Origin of the sequence: Tessaracoccus coleopterorum, from assembly GCF_011174705.1 — a bacterium.
In the GTDB taxonomy this organism is placed as follows: domain Bacteria; phylum Actinomycetota; class Actinomycetes; order Propionibacteriales; family Propionibacteriaceae; genus Arachnia; species Arachnia coleopterorum.
Genome location: NZ_JAANIJ010000001.1, coordinates 332,689 through 352,797, shown reverse-complemented (window position 1 = coordinate 352,797; position 20,109 = coordinate 332,689). Strand labels below are relative to the sequence as shown.

Here is a 20,109-nt window from a genome sequence, read left to right as displayed (position 1 = left end):
ACGGTCGTGGAACGGCGCCGCGACCGGCGAGGGATAGACTCTGCGCGTTTGGCTGTGAGACCGAAGGAGAACTGATGGAACCGAAGTTGGAGGGCGTCTTCGAGGCGGTCGTTGCCCGGAACCCCGGGGAGGCCGAGTTCCATCAGGCCGTCCGCGAGGTCCTCGAGAGCCTCGGCCCGGTCATCAAGCGCCACCCGAGTACCTCGAGATGAAGATGCTCGAGCGCATCTGCGAGCCTGAGCGGCAGATCATCTTCCGGGTGCCGTGGACCGACGACAAGGGCGAGGTCCACATCAACCGCGGCTTCCGTGTCGAGTTCAACTCCGCGCTCGGCCCCTACAAGGGCGGCCTCCGGTTCCACCCCAGCGTCTACCTGGGCGTCATCAAGTTCCTCGGCTTCGAGCAGATCTTCAAGAACTCCCTGACCGGCCTGCCCATCGGCGGCGGCAAGGGCGGCTCCGACTTCGACCCGCGCGGCAAGTCCGACTCCGAGGTCATGCGGTTCTGTCAGTCGTTCATGACGGAGCTCTACCGCCACCTCGGCGAGTACACCGACGTTCCCGCCGGTGACATCGGCGTCGGTGGCCGCGAGATCGGCTACATGTTCGGCCAGTACAAGCGCATCACCAACCGCTACGAGTCCGGCGTGCTGACCGGCAAGGGCATCGGCTGGGGCGGCTCGCTCGTGCGCACCGAGGCCACCGGATACGGCACTGTCGTGTTCGCCAACGAGATGCTGAAGACCCGCGGCGAGTCGTTCGACGGCAAGCGCGTCATGGTGTCCGGCTCAGGCAACGTCGCGATCTACGCGGCGGAGAAGGCCAACCAGCTCGGCGCCACCGTCGTCGGCTTCTCCGACTCCTCCGGCTACGTCGTCGACGAGGCCGGGGTGGATCTCGACCTGCTGAAGCAGATCAAGGAGGTCGAGCGCGGTCGCGTCTCCGACTACGTCGAGCGTCGACCTGCCGCGCGACTCGGCACCTCCGGGTCGATCTGGGACGTTCCCGTCGACGTCGCGCTGCCCTGCGCCACCCAGAACGAGCTGAACGGTGAGCAGGCGGCCACCCTGGTGCGCAACGGCGTCAAGGTCGTGGCCGAGGGCGCAAACATGCCCACCACGCCCGAGGGCCTGCACATCTTCCAGGAGGCGGGCGTCCTGTTCGCGCCGGGCAAGGCGGCCAACGCCGGTGGCGTGGCGACCTCCGCGCTCGAGATGCAGCAGAACGCGAGCCGTGACTCGTGGACCTTCGAACACACCGAGGAGCGCCTCACCGAGATCATGAAGGGCATCCACGAGCAGTGCGCCGCCACGGCGGAGAGCTACGGTGCCCCGGCGACTACGTCGTCGGCGCGAACATCGCCGGTTTCGAGAAGGTGGCCAAGGCGATCCAGGCGTTCGGCCTGGTCTGATCCGAACCTGCCTGAAAAAGGGGCGCCCCGACCGTGCAACGGTCGGGGCGCCCCACACATCCAGGGGAGTGCGTCAGGCGAGGAGCGCCGGGCAGGTCCGGGCGCCGACCACGGTCGGCCCGGGCGGCTCAGCCGGCCGGGCCGTCCCACAGCCGCCGGTAGTGCGCGATCCGGTCGGTGTCGGGCTCGATGCCGTAGGCGTCCCAGAAGGCCCGTTCGTGGCCCGGCCCGAAGTCCCACTCCAGGGACCACGACGCGATCGCAAGGTCGGCCCACCGGTCGGCGACCCCGAGCGACCCGAGGTCCACATGCCCGATGAACCGGCCGTCATCGCCGATGATCGTGTTGGGCGCGCAGGCGTCCCCGTGCGCGATGACCAGCAGGTCGACATCGTCCTGGTCACCGACCCAGTCGACGGACCCGAACATCGAGATCGACGGGTCAAGGGTGTGGAGCAGCGCGAGCCCCTCGCCGATGGCGGCGGCGGCCCGGTCAGGCTCGGCGGACCAGCGTGGCGAGACGGCCGACGTGCCGGGGAGGGCGCCGCTGACGATCAGCCACTCGCCGTCGCCCTCCTCGAAGTCGAACATCCTGGGGGAGGGGTGCCTGCTGGAGAGCCAACTCATCCGCTCCGCCTCGGGCAGCAGATCGATCGGGCTCCACTTGGCGAACAGGTCCTTGGCGTCGGGGGCCACGAGTCGCGCTGTCAGCCCACCGGGCTCATTGCGCCACACGAGTTCGGCGACGGTGCGACCGTGCCTGCCGGCCCAGTCGAGGATGAGACCGGGGACGGGGGTGCCTTCAGGGGGAGGTCCAGCCAATGCCATGACCCGATCGTGACACACCCGGCCAAGAAGACCCACCCGGCCGGTCGGCCGCCGTGGGCCGGCGCCGGTGCGACGGGGGGCGGTTCGCACGTGGGGTGGCGGGGAGGCGCGGCGGACGCCTAGACTTGCCCGGTGCGCACCATCGTCCTGCTCGGCTCCACCGGCTCCATCGGCACCCAGACCCTCGACGTCGTCTCCACGAGGCGCGACCGGTTCCGCGTCGTCGGTCTCGCGGCCTCGGGCTCGAACCTCCCACTGCTCGCGCGTCAGATCGCCGAGTTCCGGCCCGCCACCGTTGCGCTTGCGAAGGCATCGGCCGGTCAGGAACTGATGCGGCTGCTGTACGAGGAGGGCGACCGCAACGGCTGGAGCGACGGGGAGTACACGCTGCCGAAGCTGCTGCTCGGCCCCGACGCCGCCACCCAGCTCGCCGCCGAGGAGTGCGACGTCGTCGTCAACGCCGTCACGGGGGCGGCCGGGCTGCGCCCGACCCTTGCCGCGCTGGCCGCAGGCACCACCCTGGCGCTGGCCAACAAGGAGTCGCTCGTCATCGGCGGCCGCCTGGTCACCCAGGCCGCCGCGCCCGGGCAGCTCGTCGCCGTCGACTCGGAGCACTCCGCGTTCGCCCAGGCCCTGCGCGGGGGCCGCGCCTCCGAGGTGCGCCGCCTCATCCTCACCGCCTCCGGCGGACCGTTCCGCGGCCGCACCCGCCAGGAACTCCGCGACGTGACGCCGCAGCAGGCCATGGCGCACCCCACGTGGGACATGGGCCGCGTCATCACCATCAACTCCGCAACGCTGGTCAACAAGGGCCTCGAGCTGCTCGAGGCCGGGCTCCTCTACGGCGTGGCCCTCGACGACATCACCGTCACCGTGCACCCCCAGTCGATCGTCCACTCCATGGTCGAGTTCTTCGACGGCTCCACCATCGCCCAGGCCTCGCCGCCCGACATGCGGCTGCCCATCGGGCTCGCCCTCACGTGGCCGGAGCGACTGGAGGGCTCCGCGGCGGCCTGCGACTGGGGCAGCCCCGCCAACTGGTCGTTCGAGCCCCTCGACGACGCGGTGTTTCCCGCCGTCGAGCTCGCCCGCCGCGCCGGTAGGGCCTCCGGCACCGCACCCGCGGTCTACAACGCGGCCAACGAGGCCTGTGTGGACGCCTTCTGCGCGGGCCGGATCGGTTTCCTCGACATCACCGACACCATCGCCACCTGCCTCGACGAGCACCTGGCCGACGGGCACGTCACCGACGACGACCTGACGCTCGACGCCGTGCTCGCCGCCGACGCATGGGGCCGGGCCCGCGCCGCGGCAATCACCGGGGTGCCCGCATGACCGTGTTCCTGACGATCCTGCTCGCCCTGCTCTTCTTCGCGCTCATCATGGCGTCGATCGCGCTCCACGAGATCGGACACCTCGTCCCCGCGAAGGCGTTCGGGGTCAAGGTGACGCAGTACTTCGTCGGGTTCGGAAGGACGCTCTGGTCGAAGAGGAAGGGCGGCACCGAGTACGGCGTCAAGGCCTTCCCGTTGGGCGGCTACGTCAGGCTCGTCGGCATGTACCCTCCGGCAAGGGAGAACGCGAAGCCGGGTTGGCTGACGAACCTCGCAGACCAGGCGCGCGCCTACGAGTACGAGGAGATCACCGCGGCCGACGACGGCCACCTGATGTACCAGAAGAAGACGTGGCAGAAGATCGTCATCATGCTGGGCGGGCCGATGATGAACATCCTGCTCGCGTTCGCCATCTTCCTCGGCATCAACATGATCCACGGCACCTGGACCTCCACGCTGACCGTCGCCGACGTCTCCGAGTGCGTCATCCGCGCCGACCGCGAGGACCAGACCTGCACCGCCGGGGACCCGCCGACCCCGCCAGCGAGGCGGGCATCAAGGTCGGTGACGTGCTGGTGAGCTTCAACGGTGTGGCGCTGACCGACTGGGTGCAGATGGGCGACCTGATCCGCAGGAACGGCGCCGGCCCCGCCACCGTGGTCGTCGAGCGGGGCGGGGATCGGATCACGCTCCCCACCGTCAACACCGAGCTCAACTACGTGCCCGACCGCCTCGACCCGACCCGTTACGTCGAGGCCGGCTTCCTGGGCGTCTCACCGACCACCGAGCTTGTCCACGGCGGCCCGCTCACCACCCTCGACCAGATGTGGACGATGACGAAGCAGTCGGCCGTCGCTCTGGCCGGCTTCCCGGTGCGCGTGTACAACGTCGCGGCCGACCTCGTCACGGGCCGGCCCCGTGACGCCAACTCGCCCATCTCCATCGTGGGCGCCTCCCGCGTGGCGGGCGAGATCGGCACCAACACCGAGATGAGCGCCGGCGACAAGGTCGCCACGTGGATGTCCCTGCTCGGCTCGGTGAACCTGTTCGTCGCACTTCTGAACCTCGTTCCGTTGCTGCCGCTCGACGGCGGACACATCGCGGGGCGATCTACGAATGGCTCAAGCGCAGGATCGCAAGGGCCCTCGGCAGGCCCGATCCCGGGCCCGTGGACACGGCGCGCGCGCTGCCCGTCACCTACGTGGTGGGAGGGTTCCTGCTGATCGGCGGACTCGTGCTGATTCTCGCCGACATCATCAGCCCCATCCAGCTGTTCTGACGCGGAGACACCCCGGTTTTCGGGTGGAGCGGGCAGGTGACGTAGGGTGTGCGCCGTGTCGTTTTCCACCCGGGCCCGCTCGGGTTCCGCCCCGGTCGCGCAACCCCGGTTCTTCCTGCTCGACCTGTTGAGGTTGTGCGCCGCCCTCGCCGTGGTCGCCTAGCATTGGACCGCCCAGTTCGTGGAGGCGCTGGGGCCGACCGGCCATCGAGGAGTTCCAGTTCGTCTCGAAGTTCAGCGGCTACGGGGCGTTGGGCGTCCAATTGTTCTTCATCGTCAGCGGGTTCGTGATCCTGCTGTCGGCCCAGGGCCGGACGGTCGGCCAGTTCGTGGCGTCCCGCGTCGCCCGCCTCTACCCGGCGTACTGGGTCGCTGTGCTCGCCACGGGGCTGCTCACCTGGGTCGCCGTCGATGTCTTCAAGCCGGCAAGCCCCACCAAGATCCTGGTGAACCTGACGATGATGCAGGAGGCGCTCGGCGTCGGCCACGTGGACGGTGTCTACTGGACTCTCTGGGTTGAGTTGCTCTTCTACATCATGGGCGCGTGCCTCATCGCCATCGGCATGAACGAGCGTCGGCTGATGGCCTTCATCGTCCTGTGGCCGATCGCGGCCGGGATGGCGGCCACGGCCGAGAACACCCTTCTCGTCGATCTGCTCAGCCCCCGCTACGCCGCCCTCTTCTGCGGCGGCATGGCCATCTTCCTGATCCACCGGTACGGGCACTCGTTGCTGCGCTGGCTGCTGGTGGCCTACTGCGTCGCCATCGCCACCCAGCAGACGGTCGACCTGTTCGTCATGGGCACGATGCAGCGCGTCACGGGGCTCGAACTGTCACCGTCGGTGGCCACCATCGTCGTGCTGTCGCTGTTCGGGCTGGTCATTGCCGTGACCCTCAGCCCGCTGAAGTACCTCGGCTGGCGCTGGATGTCGGTGGCGGGTGCCCTCACCTACCCCGTCTACCTCATCCACGAGAACTGGGGCTGGGCCATCATCCAGACCCTCGCGCCGCACCTGAACAAGTGGGTCGTGCTCGCGGTGGCGCTCACGTTCACCCTCGTGGTGGCGTGGGCCATCGAAAGGTGGGTCGAGCGGCCCGGCCGCCGGCTGCTGCGCCCCGCGCTGGAGCGGGTGTTGACCCCGCATCCGCCCGATCCGGGGAGGCCGGGGCGGCGGAGGCCGACGGCGGACGAGGCCCCGCGGGACGGTGGGCCAGGTGACACGCGGGGCGCGGACGACCACGCTCCGGCCGCCTCACCGGGGCGCGTTTCCAGCGTTTCAGGGTGAGAGTACTAACCTTGGAAGCATGTCCGTGAACCTCGGTATGCCCGCGCCCGCCCCCTCACCCTCGCTCCGCGACGCAAGACGCGACAGATCAAGGTGGGCAAGGTGCTCGTCGGAGGCGATGCCCCGATCAGCGTGCAGTCGATGACCACGACGAAGACCACCGACATCAACGCGACGCTGCAGCAGATCGCCGAGCTCACCGCCACCGGCTGCGACATCGTGCGCGTCGCGGTGCCGAGCCAGGACGATGCGGATGCCCTGCCCATCATCGCCGGGAAGTCGCAGATCCCGGTGATCGCAGACATCCACTTCCAGCCGAAGTACGTGTTCGCGGCCATCGACGCGGGCTGCGCCGCCGTCCGGGTCAACCCGGGCAACATCAAGCAGTTCGACGACAAGGTCGCCGAGATCGCGAAGGCGGCCGCGGACGCGGGCGTCAGCCTCCGCATCGGCGTCAACGCCGGCTCCCTCGACAAGCGGCTGCTCGCCAAGTACGGCGCCCCGACTCCCGAGGCGCTGGTCGAGTCCGCACTCTGGGAGGCGTCGCTGTTCGAGGACGTCGGCTTCTACGACTTCAAGATCTCCGTGAAGCACAACGATCCGATCGTCATGGTGCGCGCCTACGAGCTGCTGAGCGAAAAGTGCGACTACCCGCTGCATCTCGGCGTCACCGAGGCGGGCCCGGCGTTCCAGGGCACCATCAAGAGCTCCGTCGCGTTCGGAGCGCTGCTCTCTGAGGGCATCGGCGACACCATCCGCGTCTCGCTGTCGGCTCCGCCCGCAGAGGAGGTCAAGGTCGGCCTCAAGATCCTCGAGTCGCTGAACCTGCGGCCCCGCAAGCTCGACATCGTGTCGTGCCCGTCCTGTGGCCGGGCCCAGGTGGACGTGTACACGCTCGCCGAGCAGGTCACCTTGGGCCTCGAGGGCATGGAGGCACCGCTCAGGGTCGCCGTCATGGGTTGCGTCGTCAACGGCCCGGGCGAGGCACGCGAGGCCGACCTGGGTGTCGCCTCAGGCAACGGAAAGGGCCAGATCTTCGTCAAGGGTGAGGTCATCAAGACCGTTCCGGAGGATCAGATCGTCGAGACGCTGCTCACCGAGGCTCGCCGGCTCGCCGCCGAGATGGGTGAAGTCGGCCAGCCCGAGGTCAGCGTCTCCTAATGTTTCCTGCATGAACCCCGGCTACGCCCATTGGGCCCTTCGGATCGGGACCTGGTGCTCGACTTCCTGGCCCGTAGCCCGGTCGAGAACCTGTTCCTCGCGTCAAAGGTCGACCAGTACGGCATCGACCGTCGCAGGCTCGGAAAGCTGTTCGGCTTCGAACGCGAGGACGGGCTGAGTTCCGTGCTGCTCGAGGGTGGCACCCTGTTCATCGCGGGCTTCGACCCCGATGCGCTCCCGGTCTACGTGAACCACCTCGGCCCGGTCCGACGCTGCACGTCGATCCTCGGCCCGGCGATCTCCGTGCTCGGTGTCTTCGTCGGCCTCGCGGAGCGGTGGCGCGGGCGTGGGGGAGCGTCTCCAACGTCCGCAGGCGGCAGCCGCTGATGCTGCTCGATGAGCCACCGGCCCCGGAGCCCGACCCGAGGGTCAGGCTCCTGACGGAGGAGGACTACGAGTCCTACCTCGACGCCTCCGTGCACATGTACACCGACGAGATCGGCAGTTCACCGTTCAAGTACGGCCCGGGCTATGAGCGGTTCGTGCTGGACCGGCTCCGCCGCGGTGAGGCCTTCGGCATCGTCGAGGACGGCCGGGTCATCTTCAAGGCCGACCTCGGTCCCAGGTACCGCACGCAGGCACAGCTCCAGGGCGTCTGGGTCGCCCCGACCGCAGGGGTGAGCGCCTCAGTGTGCCCGCGCTCTCGGGCATGCTGCGCCTCGCCATGAACGACTACCCGGCCATCAGCCTCTACGTCAACGACTTCAACACCGCGGCCATCCACGCCTATGAGCGGCTCGGGTTCATCGAGGTCGGGGCGCTCGCGACGGTCCACTACTGAGCTGGGCGCTAAAGTAGCCCCGTGATCTCCAACCTTTCCTCCCTGTTCGTCCGCACGCTCCGCGACGACCCCGCCGCGGCCGAGGTGCCGAGCCACCGGTGGCTGGTGCGCGCCGGCTACATCCGCCGTGCCGCGCCCGGCATCTACACGTGGCTCCCGCTGGGCCTGAAGGTGCTGCAGAAGGTCGAGGCCGTCGTCCGCGAGGAGATGGAGGCCATCGGCGGCCAGGAGGTTCACTTCCCGGCGCTGCTGCCGCGGGAGCCCTACGAACTCACCAACCGGTGGACCGAGTACGGCGACAACCTGTTCCGGGTGGTCGACCGGAAGGGGGCCGACATGCTGCTCGGCCCACCCACGAGGAGATGTTCACCCTGCTGGTGAAGGACCTGTACTCCTCGTACAAGGACCTGCCTCTGACGCTGTTCCAGATCCAGACGAAATACCGCGACGAGGCACGCCCCCGCGCCGGCCTGCTCCGCGGCCGCGAGTTCGTGATGAAGGACTCCTACTCCTTCGACCTCGACCAGGACGGCCTCGAGGCCGCGTACCAGCGCCACCGCGCGGCCTACATCCGCATCTTCGAGCGCCTCGGCCTCGAGTTCGTCATCGTCGCCGCCATGGCGGGCGCCATGGGTGGGTCGCGTTCCGAGGAGTTCCTCGCCGTGGCCGACAACGGTGAGGACACCTTCGTGCGGTCGCCCGGTGGTTATGCGGCCAACGTCGAGGCCGTCCGCGTCACGCCGCCCGCCGCGCTCGACCCGGCCGCCGCCCCGCCATGGCGAGGGTCGCGACGCCCGATGTCGGCACCATCGCCGGCGTCGTCGCCCTGCTGAACGCGAACCTGCCCCGCGAGGACCGCCCTGGGACGGCTCGGACACGCTCAAGAACGTGCTGGTGATGGTCACGGAACCCGACGGCACCCGCCACCCGCTCGCCCTGGGTCTTCCGGGCGATCGCGAGGTCGACCTGAAGCGCCTCGAGGCGGCCCTCGAGCCCGCCACCGCCGAGCCTTTCACAGCCGAGGACTTCGAGGCCTACCCGGCCCTGCACGTCGGCTTCATTTCCCCGGCCAGCCTCGACGGCACCCGGGTGCTCGGTGAGGAGTCCGTCACCGGCATCACCTACCTGACCGACCCCGCGTGGTCGAGGGCACCCACTGGGTGACCGGCGCAAACGTCGTCGATGAGCACCTCTCCGGCGTCACCGCCGGCCGCGACTTCGTCGCCGACGGCGTCCTGGACGTAGCGGAGGTACGCGAGGGCGACCCCGCCCCGACGGCTCCGGCCCGCTCACCCTTGCCCGCGGCATCGAGATGGGCCACATCTTCCAGCTCGGGAGGAAGTACGCCGAGTCGCTGGACCTCAAGGTGCTTGACCAGAACGGCAAGCTGCAGGTCGTCACGATGGGCTCCTACGGCGTCGGGGTCTCCCGGGCCGTGGCGGCCGTCGCCGAGGCGACCGCCGACGACAAGGGCCTGTGCTGGCCCGTCGCACTTGCCCCTTCCAGGTCCACATCGTGGCGACCGGCAAGGACCAGGCCGTCTTCGACGAGGCCGCGCGCATCGCGGGCGAACTCGACGCGATCGGCGTCGACGTCCTCGTCGACGACCGCAAGGCCAGCCCCGGCGTGAAGTTCGCCGACGCCGAGATCCTCGGCATGCCGGTGATCCTCGTGATCGGCCGCGGGCTGGTCGACGGGAAGGTGGAGCTGCGCGACCGCCGCACCGGCGAGAAGACCGAGATCGCCGTCGGCGACGCGGTCAGCTCGATCGGCGCCCTGCTGGCGCGCTGACGGCCGGGCGCGCGCGGCGGGTGGCCAGCAGGAGGCCCGCCGCGCCAGCCCGAGGAGCAGCTGCGGAACGAGCGTCAGCGCGCTGAAGCCGATCACAAGTGACCACCCCATGAACGCCGCGATCCCGGCCAGCGCCCACCAGGCGGGATAGCGCTCCGGGACCCCGGTCCAGACCCCGTACCAGGCGCCGGCCGCGGCGACCAGCCCGCACAGCAGCAGCACCGGCACATGGAAGGCCGCGTAGCCGGGGGCCATCGGGTCGAACCAGCTGTGGTAGGTCACGTGGCCCACGCCGGTGGCGGGGTTGCCCATCCACTCCATCGGGTAGGTGGGGGCGAGCATCCAGGCGACGGCGAGGCTCAGCAGTACCGCCCCGGTGACCTGCCATCCCCGTCCGGTCCATTCCCTTGTCATGGTGCCATTTTGGCCGGGATCGGGTCCCGTGTCAGGCGATCCAGCCCGGCCAGGGCCCCAGCCGTCCGCCCAGGGCCTGCACCGGGGCGATCTGGGCGAGCATCGCGGTCCGCCACCGCGGATCGTCGGACGCCGCCACCAACCGGGCGTACCCGTCGAGCAGGTTCGTCTCCAACTGTGCCCAGGCGGCGCGGATCTCATCGGGTGTCGTCATCGGGTTCGGCAGTTCGAAGGCGGCCGGCTGCTCGGGTGGCTCACCCGTGAGCACCGCCCGCAGGTCGTTGCGCAGCCCCTTCACGATGGCCAGCCGGGCCGTGCCGAGCGCCCGCAGCGGATCCTTGGAGCCGAGCCGCCCGATACCGACCCCAGGCCGTACACGAGCGCCCAGGCGTGGCTCAGCGCGATGGGCACGGATGCCTCCAGCGTCGTGGCCTGCAGCCGGGCCGGTGCGGCGTCCGAGGTGGCCGGGACCAGCGCCCGGTCGGTCAGCGCGGACGTCGACGTGGCGGCCGAGGCGTAGAGCAGGCGGGAGTCCCCTCCGCGGCGGCCGCGGCCGCGGCCTCGAGGGCGGACACCGTCGCGGCGAGCTGGGCGTCGACCGCCGAGGTGGCCTCCGCGAGGGAGGCGGGGTCGCGGGCCGCGGGGTCGCGACGGTGAAGGGGTCTGCGGGTCGGCGACGAACGGGTCAGGGAGCGACAGCACCGTGAGCTGCGCGTCGCACTGGGCGGAGGCGGCGGCCGTCCACCCGGCCGTGGCCCATCCCTCGACGTCGCCCACCGCGCGGAGGGTGGCCGCCAGCGTCGCGACGGCCAGCTGTGCCGCGGCATCCACCGGGTGCTGCGTCGGTGGCGGCGGGCTCGGGCGACGGCGGGGAGCCGTTGATCACGGGGCTGGCGGCGCACCCGCTGACGCCGAGGGTGAGCGCGACGAGCACGGCGCGGCGGGTGACAGGCATTGGCACAGCCTAACGCGCCCGCCGCGGCGGCCGCCCCTCGCTGGGCCGGTATGATTGCGTCCCTACAACAAGGCGAACAACCGGATATGGAGGTCTCGGCATGCAGGAATCGCAGATCGCACGCGTGATTGAGCCCATCTTGGAGCAGCACGGACTCGAGTTGGACCGACTCGATGTGACCCGATCGGCAAGCGGTCGGTGCTCCGGATCACCGTCGACGGTGACGGGCCCGATGGGCGTGGCCCCCTGCTCGACGACATCGCGTCAGCCTCGTCGGCCATCTCCATCGCCCTCGATGAGAACCCCGCCGTCGGGAAGGCCCCCTACACGCTCGAGGTCAGCACCAGGGGCGTGTCGAAGCCACTGACCGAGGCGAAGCACTTCCGGCGCAACCGCGACCGGCTCGTGAAGCTGTGGGTCGGGGACGATCAGGTCGTGGGGCGCATCGTCGAGGTGTCCGACGACACCGTCACGCTCGATGTCGAGGGCGCGGCGCGGAGCTTCGCCGTCGCCTCGATCGGGAAGGCCGTCGTGCAGGTCGAGATGAACCGCTCGTTCGAGGGCGAAGAGGAGAACTGACATGGATGTGGATCTGGCTGCCCTCAGGGCCATCGAGCGGGATCGGGAGATCCCATGGACTATCTCCTCAAGACGCTGGAGGACGCGCTCCTCAACGCGTACAACAAGACCCCGCACGCGCTGCGCGGCGTCAAGGTCGAGGTCGACCGCCGCACCGGAAAGGTGTCCGTGCTCGCCCCGAGTTCGACGACGACGACGAGGTGATCGGCTTCTTCGACGACACCCCGGAGGACTTCGGACGCATCGCGGCCGCCACCGCGCGACAGGTGATCTTCCAGCGCATCCGTGAGGCCGAGGACGACCAGAAGTTCGGCCACTTCGCGGGCAGCGAGGGCGACATCCTCGTCGGCACGATCCAGCAGGACCGCGCCTCGACCGCGGTGCGCGTCGATCTCGGCACCCTCGAGGCCATCATGCCGCTTGCCGAGCAGGTGCCCGGCGAGGACTACTCGCACGGCCGTAGGCTCCGCGTCTACGTCGTCAGCGTCCGCCGCGAACTGCGTGGCCCGTCGGTCGTGGTGTCGCGCACGCATCCCAACCTGGTGCGCAAGCTGTTCGCCCTCGAGGTCCCTGAGATCGACAAGGGCGTCGTCGAGATCAAGGAGGTGGCCCGCGAGGCAGGCCACCGCACCAAGATCGCCGTGCAGTCGCACGACCCGAACGTCTCAGCGAAGGGCGCCTTCATCGGCCCCATGGGGCAGCGGGTCCGTGCCGTAACCAACGAACTGGGCGAGGAGAAGATCGACATCGTCGACTACTCCGACGACCCGGCCCGGTTCGTGGCGGCGGCCCTCTCGCCCGCGAAGGTGCTCTCCGTGACGGTGGTCGACGAGTCCGCCCGCGCCTGCCGGGCCATCGTGCCCGACTACCAGCTGTCGCTCGCCATCGGCCGGGAGGGGCAGAACGCCCGCCTCGCCGCCCGCCTCACGGGCTGGCGGATCGACATTCAGCCTGACGTGGCCGCCCAGGGCTGAGCCGTGACGGTTTCCGCCGTCTTGCGGAGGTCGCGTAGCATCTATGGACGATGAGTTCCGTTCACCGTTGTTTCACAGATCGTCTACGCGACCCCGGCATGTCTGGGGCCGCCTCCTCGTGTTGCTCGTGCCCGTCGGGGTGCTGGGCGTCAGCCTGAAGCTTCAGCGGATCGGGCAGTTCTTCCCTGCCGCCGGCCCCGGCGAGGTGGCCGTGAAGGTCGCCTCGGATGTCGCCTTCGGCGGGGCCTGGGTGCTCCTCTGGCTGCTGGCCTGCTGGCTCACGAAGGGGACCGCGCGCACCGTGGCCTTCTACGTCGCGCACGTCCTGACTCTGGTGCTCGGCATCTTCACCGTCATCAGCCACGAGTACGTCAAGCGCACCGGGCAGCCGTTGACCCTCGCCCAGATCGCGTACGCGTGGCGGCAACAGGGTGAACTGAACGCGCTGCTCCAGTCACAGTTGACGAACTCGACCATCCTCCTGCTCGTGTTCGTGGTGCTGGGCGCCACCGTGTTCCCGCCGCTGTTCGGACCGCTGGTGTCCAGACTGATCCGGCGCCGCCCGAAGGCCGGGCTGAAGTACGCGGGCGCCGCGGTACTCGTGGCGCTCCTCGTCTCCTCGGTCTGGAGCGCCCCGACCGTGTCGGCCGCGTTCGCGCTCGCCGCCCCGGTACAACTCGCCGTCACCCCGGTGCGGGAGGCGATGGCCTACCCAGCCTCGCTCGCGGACGAGGAGCCCCTCGCGACACCGGAGACCACCACCCTCGTCCCACGCGGGGCGCGCCCCGCAACCTGGTGCTCATCACGTTGGAGTCCCAGCGGGCAACCTCGACGCTGCCGGAGACGAGGCAGCCGGTGACGCCGTTCCTCGACTCGTTGGCCGAGGAATCGTTGCGGCCCGAGCGCGGGTATTCCCTGCTCCCGCACACGTCGAAGTCCATCACCGCGGTCACCTGCGGAATGGCCCCGCCGCTCGACGACGAGAACACCGAGGCCGATCCCGGCAGCCTGCCCGGGAAGTGTCTCCCCGAACTGCTGGCCGAGCAGGGCTATGCCACGGCGTACTTCCAGACAGCAACCGAGCACTTCGAGCGCAGGCGCGGTACCACGGCCAACTTCGGCTACCGTGACTTCTTCCCGGTCGACGAGATGAGCAAGGCCGGGTTCAGCAAGGCCAACTACTTCGGCTACGAGGACGACATCATGCTCGGCCCGAGCGCGAGTGGCTCGAGGAGCACGGCGACGGGCCGTTCATGCTCGGCATGCTGACGGTCTCCGGCCACCACGACTACAAGCTCCCCGGCGTCACCCCGATCGACTTCGTCGACAACCCGATGCTGAACGAGTACCTCAACGGCATCCACTACCAGGACCAGTTCGTGAGCCATGTGATCGACATGTTCAAGGAGCTCGGTCTCTACGAGAACACCGTCTTCGTGGTCACGGGCGACCACGGCGAGGGTTCGGCGAGCACCGCATCTACCAGCACGACAACACCATCTACGAGGAGGGCATCCGGATCCCGTACCTGATCCATGACCCAGAGCGTGGTGGCCAGCTGGTGGAGGGACCCGCGAACCAGCTCGCGGTGCTGCCCACCGCGGTGGACCTGCTCGGCTTCGACCTGATCAGCGATCTGGCCTACCGCCCCTCCCTGGCCTCGGGTGAGGAGCAGGGCCGCTCGTTGCGACATGCTGGGCCCGCGGCCGCTGCACGGCCACGCTCAACGGCGACATGAAGGTGATCCACCACTTCGGTGACCGGAGGGACGAGGTCTTCGACCTGTCGGTCGATCCGCACGAGACCAATGACCTCGCCGATGAGACCGACCAGGCCTGGATCGACGAGCAGGTCGACATCGCGCTGAAGTGGTACGTCGAGACCGGGAACCGCTACGACGCGTTCCACGCCTCGAAGTGACCTGCATGACGGTGGGCCGGAGCGGAAGCCCCGGCCCACCGTCATCTGCTGCCGCGTCTGCTCAGGTCAGCGGTTCCTCCCTCCCCGCATCGAGACGATGCCCTCGTCGAGCGCCTTCTGGACGGCGTCGGCCTCGGCCTGGGTCAGGGTGCCGTCGGTGACCGCCCGGTCGAGGCGCTCCTTCTGATCCGCCGTGCGCTCGGCCTCGGCCGCGGTGCGCAGCCCGTCCAATGCGTCGGTCACCACCTTCTCGTCGAGGCCCAACTCTGCCGCGAGGGCCTTGGCGAAGGCCGTCCCACGGGCGGTGCGTTCGGCCTCGGTCGGGGGTGTGGTCGGCCGCTCCCCGTCGCGGGTCGAGTCGCGGACGGTCGTGACGGCCGCCTCGAGCCTGTCCTCGTCGACGCCGAGCCTGGTGGCCAGCGCCGACAGGTCGATCCCCATGCCACCTCCCCGGTGGTCGCCGCGTCCCGCATGACGGGTGTCCCCGTCGGAGGTGGTGCCTCCCGGTGACGGGACGCGGTCCTGGTCGGTGTCGGGGTGGGTGTGGTGGTCTCGGCGTTGGCCAACTGGGTGGCCCGAGGCCCACCCCGCAGCCATCGCCGCCGCAGAGATACCCAGAATGAGCTTCTTGCCCATGTCCTACTTCCTTCCGTCGGGCCCGGGGTGTCCCGGGCCCTCCCACGATGCGGGCGCCACCTGTGGTGGGGCTGTGCCGGGCTGGGAATGCCCGTAGGATCGTGCCCCGTGATCCCCTCCGCACCTGCATCGCGTGCCGGGCGCGCGCACCCCAGAACGAACTCGTCCGCCTGGTGCGGCGCGGTGACGTCGTCGTCGACGGCACCGCGCCGCGGCTCGGGGTCGGGGCGCCTACCTGCACGCCGGCTGCTTCGAACTCGCGGAGAGGCGCCAGGCGATCCGGCGCACGTTCGGCCCCGGCGCGACGCTCAGCGTGTGAGCCCGGGCGTCGAGGGCGCCCCGTCGGCCCCGCATGGGGGCCCATCCACCGGCGCGACGCGCTCAGGTGGAAGCTCGGGCCTCGGCGGGATATGATGGTCAGCGGCCTGCGCATGCGCGGGCACATCGTTCCACGCCCTTTGGGGCGGCAACCAGAAGGTGGGCCTAACGCTCATGACCACTCGATGAGTACCCAACGATGACCAAGCACAACTAGGGAATCCGGCCTTGGCAGGTCGGACCCACGAAGGAGAGTAGTGGCTAAGCCTCGAGTCCACGAGATCGCCAAGGAAATCGGGATCACCAGCAAGGATCTTCTTGCAAAACTGGGAGAGATGGGCGAATACGTCCGCGGTCCCTCCTCAACCCTTGAAGCACCCGTAGTGCGTCGCGTCCGCGAAGCATTCGGCGGGGAGACGACGCTGCCCGGAAGCCGGCGGCCAACCCCGCACCGGTTCCCGCTGCGCCCGCCGCCCGAAGCCGGCGGGCAGCGCACCGAAGCCCGGAGCCCCGCACCGCGCCGGCGGCCCCGCCGCCCCGCGGCAACCCCGGTGCCCCGAGCCGAAGGCGCCGCCGGCGGCCGAGGCTCCCCGTCCGGCCGCGCCCCGGCCCGCGCCGCGCCCTGCGCCGACGCCTGAGGCGAAGCCCGCTCCGGCGGCCCGCCCCGGTGCGCCGCGCCCCGCGACACCCGGTTCCCGCCCCGGCGGTGCGACCCCCGGCCCGCGTCCCGGTGCCCCGGGTCCCCGCCCCGGCGGTGCGCCGACCCCGGCCCGCGCAAGCCGGGAGCGCCCCGCCCCGGCAACAACCCGTTCGCTCCCGCTCAGGGCATGGGCACGCAGCAGCGTCGCCCGAACAACCGCCCCGAGGGCGGCGGTCAGCGTCGTGAGGGCGCGGGCGCACCGCGTCCCGGCCAGTCCGATCGGATGCCCCGTCCCGGTGGCACCGGCGGCCTTCCCGGCATGCCGCGCCCCAACCCGGCCATGATGCCGAAGACGGCCAACGCCGCCATCGGCACCCGCCCTCGCGTCCCGGAGCCGGTGGCCCCGGCCGTGGGCGCGGCGGCGCAGGCGGCGGCGGTGGCAACCGTCCCGGTGCGGGCGGCCCGCCCATGGGCGGCGGTCCCGCCGGTGGTCGCGGCGGTGGCCGCGGTCGTGGTGGCACACAGGGTGCCTTCGGTCGCGGTGGCGCCGGCGGTAAGCGTGGACGCAAGTCGAAGAAGCAGCGCAGGCAAGAGTTCGATCAGATGGAGGCCCCGGCGATCGGCGGCGTGCGCGTCCGCAAGGGCGACGGCCAGACCGTCCGCCTGCGTCGCGGCGCGTCCCTGACCGACCTGGCCGAGAAGATCGGCGTGGAGGCGGCGTCGCTCGTGCAGGTGTTGTTCCACCTGGGCGAGATGGTGACCGCGACGCAGTCCGTTGCCGACGACACCCTCGAGGTGCTGGGCGCGGAGCTCGACTACCGCATCGAGGTCGTCTCGCCCGAGGACGAGGACCGCGAGCTGCTCGAGAGCTTCGACCTGGAGTTCGGCGAGGACATCGGCGACGAGGACGACCTCGAGTCGCGCCCGCCGGTCGTCACCGTCATGGGCCACGTCGACCACGGCAAGACGAAGCTGCTCGACGCGCTGCGCAACTCGAACGTGCAGGCACGCGAGGCCGGCGGTATCACGCAGGCCATCGGCGCCTACCAGGTCGAGACCGAGGTCGACGACGTGGAGCGCAGGATCACCTTCATCGATACGCCGGGTCACGAGGCGTTCACCGCCATGCGTGCCCGTGGCGCGAAGTCCACGGACATCGCGGTGCTGGTCGTCGCGGCGGATGACGGCGTGATGCCGCAGACGATCGAGGCGCTCAACCACGCCAAGGCGGCCGACGTGCCCGTCGTGGTCGCGGTGAACAAGATCGACAAGGAAGCTGCCGACCCGACGCGGGTCCGCGGTCAGCTCTCCGAGTTCGGCCTCGTCCCCGAGGAGTACGGCGGCGACACGCAGTTTGTCGACGTCTCGGCCGTCACAGGTGAGGGTCTCGCGACCCTGCTCGAGTCGATCGTGCTCACGGCCGACGCCGCGCTGGATCTCCGGGCCAACCCGGACATGCCCGCGCAGGGTGTGGCCATCGAGGCGCACCTCGACAAGGGTCGCGGTCCCGTTGCCACCGTCCTGGTGCACCGCGGCACGCTCCGCATCGGCGACTCGATCGTCGCGGGCTCCGCCCACGGCCGGGTCCGCGCCCTGATCAACGACCAGGGTGAGACGCTCACCGAGGCCCCGCCGTCGATGCCTGTCCAGGTGCTCGGCCTGACGTCCGTGCCGGGTGCAGGCGACAACTTCCTCGTTGTCGACGACGACCGCATGGCCCGCCAGATCGCAGACAAGCGTGAGGCCCGCATGCGTGCGGCGCAGCAGGCGAAGTCCGGTCGCCGCAAGACCCTCGACCAGCTGTTCGAGCAGCTGGAGAAGGGCGAGACGCAGGAGCTGCTCCTCATCCTCAAGGGCGACGGCGCAGGTTCGGTCGAGGCCCTCGAGGACGCCCTCAGCAAGATCGAGGTCGGCGACGAGGTGTCGCTGCGCGTCATCGACCGTGGTGTCGGTGCCATCACCGAGACCAACGTGTCGCTGGCCGCCGCATCCAAGGCCGTCATCATCGGCTTCAATGTCCGCCCGACCCCGCACGCCGCCCAGCTGGCCGACCGGGAGAACGTGGACATCCGGTTCTACTCGGTCATCTACTCGGCGATCGACGAGATCGAGGCGGCGCTCAAGGGCATGCTCAAGCCGATCTACGCCGAGGAGATCCGCGGTCACGCGGAGATCCGCGAGATCTTCCGGTCGTCGAAGTTCGGCAACATCGCGGGCTGCATGGTCAGCGACGGCACCATCCGTCGCAACGCCAAGGCCCGCCTGCTGCGCGACGGCATCGTGATCGCGGAGACCTCCATCGCGTCGCTGCGTCGCGAGAAGGACGATGCCACGGAGGTCCGCGAGGGCTTCGAGTGTGGCATCACCGTCTCCAACTACAACGACATCAAGATCGGCGACGTCATCGAGACGTTCGAGATGGTCGAGAAGGAGCGCGAATGATGGTGGGACCCCGCAACGCCAAGCTGGCGGATCAGATCCAGGTGATCCTGGCTCAGACGATCCAGACCAGGATCAAGGACCCCGGCTGGGGTTCATGACCGTCACGGAGGTGCGCCTCACCGGCGACAACCGTGAGGCGACGGCCTTCTACACGGTGCTCGGTGACGACGAGGCCCGCGTGGGCACGGCGGCGGCGTTGGAGTCGGCCAAGGGCCTGCTCCGCTCCACCGTCGGCCAGCAGCTGGGATGAAGTTCACCCCGACGCTGGAGTTCGTCCTCGACGCGACGAACGAGTCGGTGCGCCAGATCGAGGACCTGCTCGCGCAGGTCCAGGCCACCGACGCCGCGGTCGCGGCCGCCTCCGAGGGTAAGACCTTCGCCGGCGGAGCCGATCCGTACAGGAAGCCGCGGGAAGCCGAGGACGACTCCCAGTGAGTTCACCTTCCGGGGTGGTGATCGTCGACAAGCCGTCGGCGGTCACCTCCCACCAGGTGGTCGGTAAACTCCGCCGCCTTCTCGGTACCCGGAAGATCGGGCACGCCGGAACCCTCGACCCGATGGCGACCGGCGTGCTCATCCTCGGAGTCAACCGCGCCACGAGGATGCTCGGGCACCTCGCCCTCCAGGACAAGCGCTACCTGGCCACCCTGCGGCTCGGCGCATCATCGAACACCGACGACGCCGACGGGGAAGTGACCCCGGTCGCTGACGCCTCCGCGCTGACGCGTGACACCGTCGATACTGCGCTCGAGCCGCAGCGCGGCGACATCCTCCAGGTCCCCACCACCGTCTCGGCCATCAAGGTCGACGGGAAGCGTGCCTACGCCCTGGCCCGGGCGGGGAGAGCGTCGAACTCAGGGCCCGCCCCGTGACGATCTCCCGGCTCGACGTCCTCGACGTCCGGCCGGAGGGGCCTTTCTCGATGTCGATCTCGACGTCGAATGCAGTTCCGGCACGTACGTGCGTGCCATCGCGCGTGACCTGGGCGCCGCCCTCGGCGTCGGTGGGCACCTGACGGCGCTGCGCCGCACCCGCATCGGGAACTACAGCCTCGACGACGCCGTCACCCTCGGCGACGAGCCGCCCACCCTCATGACCATGGCCGACGCGGCACGGCTCAGCTTCCCCGTCGTCGACGTCACCCGGGAGGAGGCCGCCGACATCGGCTTCGGCCGCCCCCTCACCCGCGGGGTGCCGTCGCGTCCCACGGGCATGATCGCCCCGACGGCACGCTGCTGGCTCTGTACGAGCCGACGGAGACCGGCTCGCGGCCGGTTGCGGTCCTGACGTGAGCGTGGAAGA

20 protein-coding genes and 7 pseudogenes are annotated in these 20,109 nt (G+C 70.0%); 23 read left to right on the top strand and 4 right to left on the bottom strand.

What is annotated here, in order from left to right; genetic code table 11:
- Positions 1-74 precede the first annotated feature (74 nt).
- Positions 75-1,410 (top strand): annotated as a pseudogene (gdhA, locus tag G7085_RS02265) (NADP-specific glutamate dehydrogenase).
- Between the two features lie 128 nt (positions 1,411-1,538).
- Here the strand turns inward: gdhA and G7085_RS02260 are convergent.
- Positions 1,539-2,237 carry a phosphotransferase gene (locus tag G7085_RS02260; protein WP_231979150.1) on the bottom strand — a complete coding sequence of 233 codons (699 nt, stop codon included), beginning with the start codon at positions 2,235-2,237 and terminating at the stop codon, positions 1,539-1,541.
- A gap of 132 nt (positions 2,238-2,369) precedes the next feature.
- On the opposite strand from G7085_RS02260, the gene dxr reads away from it, so the two are divergent.
- The 9 genes and pseudogenes from dxr (at position 2,370) to G7085_RS02225 (ending at position 9,929) form a co-directional block, all read left to right on the top strand.
- The gene (gene dxr, locus G7085_RS02255; protein WP_197509829.1) at positions 2,370-3,572 is read left to right on the top strand and encodes a 1-deoxy-D-xylulose-5-phosphate reductoisomerase; all 1,203 of its coding nucleotides are present in this window, start codon (positions 2,370-2,372) and stop codon (positions 3,570-3,572) included.
- On the top strand, positions 3,569-4,150 hold the full coding sequence (locus G7085_RS23475; protein ID WP_231979149.1) for a site-2 protease family protein: 582 nt from the start codon (positions 3,569-3,571) through the stop codon (positions 4,148-4,150). Before dxr ends, G7085_RS23475 begins: the two co-directional genes overlap by 4 nt.
- Positions 4,147-4,794 (top strand): site-2 protease family protein, encoded by a 648-nt coding sequence (locus G7085_RS23470; RefSeq protein WP_331715425.1) that lies wholly within the window; start codon positions 4,147-4,149, stop codon positions 4,792-4,794. The genes G7085_RS23475 and G7085_RS23470 overlap by 4 nt, the downstream gene beginning before the upstream one ends.
- 220 nt (positions 4,795-5,014) lie before the next feature.
- Positions 5,015-6,136, top strand: coding sequence for an acyltransferase family protein (locus G7085_RS02245; RefSeq protein WP_331715907.1), 1,122 nt, complete (start codon positions 5,015-5,017; stop codon positions 6,134-6,136).
- Between the two features lie 19 nt (positions 6,137-6,155).
- Positions 6,156-7,297, top strand: a pseudogene (gene ispG, locus G7085_RS02240) (flavodoxin-dependent (E)-4-hydroxy-3-methylbut-2-enyl-diphosphate synthase).
- A 54-nt stretch (positions 7,298-7,351) separates the two neighbouring features.
- On the top strand, positions 7,352-7,684 hold the full coding sequence (locus G7085_RS02235; protein ID WP_197509827.1) for a DUF4081 domain-containing protein: 333 nt from the start codon (positions 7,352-7,354) through the stop codon (positions 7,682-7,684).
- The gene (locus G7085_RS02230) at positions 7,684-8,025 is read left to right on the top strand and encodes a hypothetical protein (protein WP_231979147.1); all 342 of its coding nucleotides are present in this window, start codon (positions 7,684-7,686) and stop codon (positions 8,023-8,025) included. Before G7085_RS02235 ends, G7085_RS02230 begins: the two co-directional genes overlap by 1 nt.
- Positions 8,007-8,138, top strand: coding sequence for a GNAT family N-acetyltransferase (locus tag G7085_RS29135; protein ID WP_269451748.1), 132 nt, complete (start codon positions 8,007-8,009; stop codon positions 8,136-8,138). The genes G7085_RS02230 and G7085_RS29135 overlap by 19 nt, the downstream gene beginning before the upstream one ends.
- 21 nt (positions 8,139-8,159) lie before the next feature.
- A pseudogene (locus tag G7085_RS02225) lies at positions 8,160-9,929 on the top strand (proline--tRNA ligase).
- A 445-nt stretch (positions 9,930-10,374) separates the two neighbouring features.
- On the opposite strand, the gene G7085_RS02220 reads toward G7085_RS02225, so the two are convergent.
- On the bottom strand, positions 10,375-10,641 hold the full coding sequence (locus G7085_RS02220; protein ID WP_197509825.1) for a DUF4439 domain-containing protein: 267 nt from the start codon (positions 10,639-10,641) through the stop codon (positions 10,375-10,377).
- Entirely contained in the window at positions 10,638-11,174 is a 537-nt protein-coding gene (locus tag G7085_RS02215; RefSeq protein ID WP_197509824.1) for a hypothetical protein, read from the bottom strand. Before G7085_RS02215 ends, G7085_RS02220 begins: the two co-directional genes overlap by 4 nt.
- Before the next feature lie 224 nt (positions 11,175-11,398).
- Between G7085_RS02215 and rimP the strand changes: the two are divergent.
- From rimP to G7085_RS02180, 7 genes and pseudogenes are all read left to right on the top strand, one after another.
- Positions 11,399-11,877: pseudogene (gene rimP / locus G7085_RS31855) on the top strand (ribosome maturation factor RimP).
- Between the two features lies 1 nt (position 11,878).
- Positions 11,879-12,851: pseudogene (gene nusA, locus G7085_RS02205) on the top strand (transcription termination factor NusA).
- Positions 12,852-12,894: 43 nt separating this feature from the next.
- A complete protein-coding gene (locus tag G7085_RS02200) occupies positions 12,895-13,710 on the top strand; it encodes a hypothetical protein (RefSeq protein ID WP_197509823.1) in 816 nt (271 codons plus the stop codon).
- On the top strand, positions 13,647-14,120 hold the full coding sequence (locus G7085_RS29130; protein ID WP_197509822.1) for a sulfatase-like hydrolase/transferase: 474 nt from the start codon (positions 13,647-13,649) through the stop codon (positions 14,118-14,120). Before G7085_RS02200 ends, G7085_RS29130 begins: the two co-directional genes overlap by 64 nt.
- Positions 14,105-14,383, top strand: a complete 279-nt coding sequence (locus tag G7085_RS29125) for a sulfatase-like hydrolase/transferase (protein WP_197509821.1) — start codon at positions 14,105-14,107, stop codon at positions 14,381-14,383. Before G7085_RS29130 ends, G7085_RS29125 begins: the two co-directional genes overlap by 16 nt.
- A 29-nt stretch (positions 14,384-14,412) precedes the next feature.
- Positions 14,413-14,589, top strand: coding sequence for a hypothetical protein (locus G7085_RS02185; protein WP_197509820.1), 177 nt, complete (start codon positions 14,413-14,415; stop codon positions 14,587-14,589).
- Entirely contained in the window at positions 14,586-14,771 is a 186-nt protein-coding gene (locus G7085_RS02180; protein WP_197509819.1) for a hypothetical protein, read from the top strand. The genes G7085_RS02185 and G7085_RS02180 overlap by 4 nt, the downstream gene beginning before the upstream one ends.
- 66 nt (positions 14,772-14,837) lie before the next feature.
- Here the strand turns inward: G7085_RS02180 and G7085_RS02175 are convergent, their stop codons facing one another.
- Entirely contained in the window at positions 14,838-15,407 is a 570-nt protein-coding gene (locus G7085_RS02175) for a hypothetical protein (protein ID WP_197509818.1), read from the bottom strand.
- Between the two features lie 47 nt (positions 15,408-15,454).
- Here G7085_RS02175 and G7085_RS33870 point away from each other — a divergent pair, with 47 nt between their 5' ends.
- From G7085_RS33870 to truB, 6 genes and pseudogenes are all read left to right on the top strand, one after another.
- Entirely contained in the window at positions 15,455-15,928 is a 474-nt protein-coding gene (locus G7085_RS33870; protein ID WP_408647025.1) for a DUF448 domain-containing protein, read from the top strand.
- A 54-nt stretch (positions 15,929-15,982) separates the two neighbouring features.
- Positions 15,983-16,363, top strand: a complete 381-nt coding sequence (locus G7085_RS23450; protein ID WP_331715424.1) for a translation initiation factor IF-2 N-terminal domain-containing protein — start codon at positions 15,983-15,985, stop codon at positions 16,361-16,363.
- A 189-nt stretch (positions 16,364-16,552) separates the two neighbouring features.
- Complete coding sequence (locus G7085_RS33865; protein WP_408647024.1) at positions 16,553-17,050, top strand: hypothetical protein; 498 nt, start codon at positions 16,553-16,555, stop codon at positions 17,048-17,050.
- Positions 16,969-18,807: a translation initiation factor IF-2 gene (gene infB / locus G7085_RS02165; protein ID WP_231979146.1), complete on the top strand. Its 1,839-nt coding sequence runs from the start codon at positions 16,969-16,971 to the stop codon at positions 18,805-18,807. The genes G7085_RS33865 and infB overlap by 82 nt, the downstream gene beginning before the upstream one ends.
- A pseudogene (rbfA, locus tag G7085_RS02160) lies at positions 18,807-19,242 on the top strand (30S ribosome-binding factor RbfA). Before infB ends, rbfA begins: the two are co-directional and overlap by 1 nt.
- Positions 19,239-20,099: pseudogene (truB, locus tag G7085_RS02155) on the top strand (tRNA pseudouridine(55) synthase TruB). The pseudogenes rbfA and truB overlap by 4 nt, the downstream one beginning before the upstream one ends.
- Positions 20,100-20,109 lie beyond the last annotated feature (10 nt).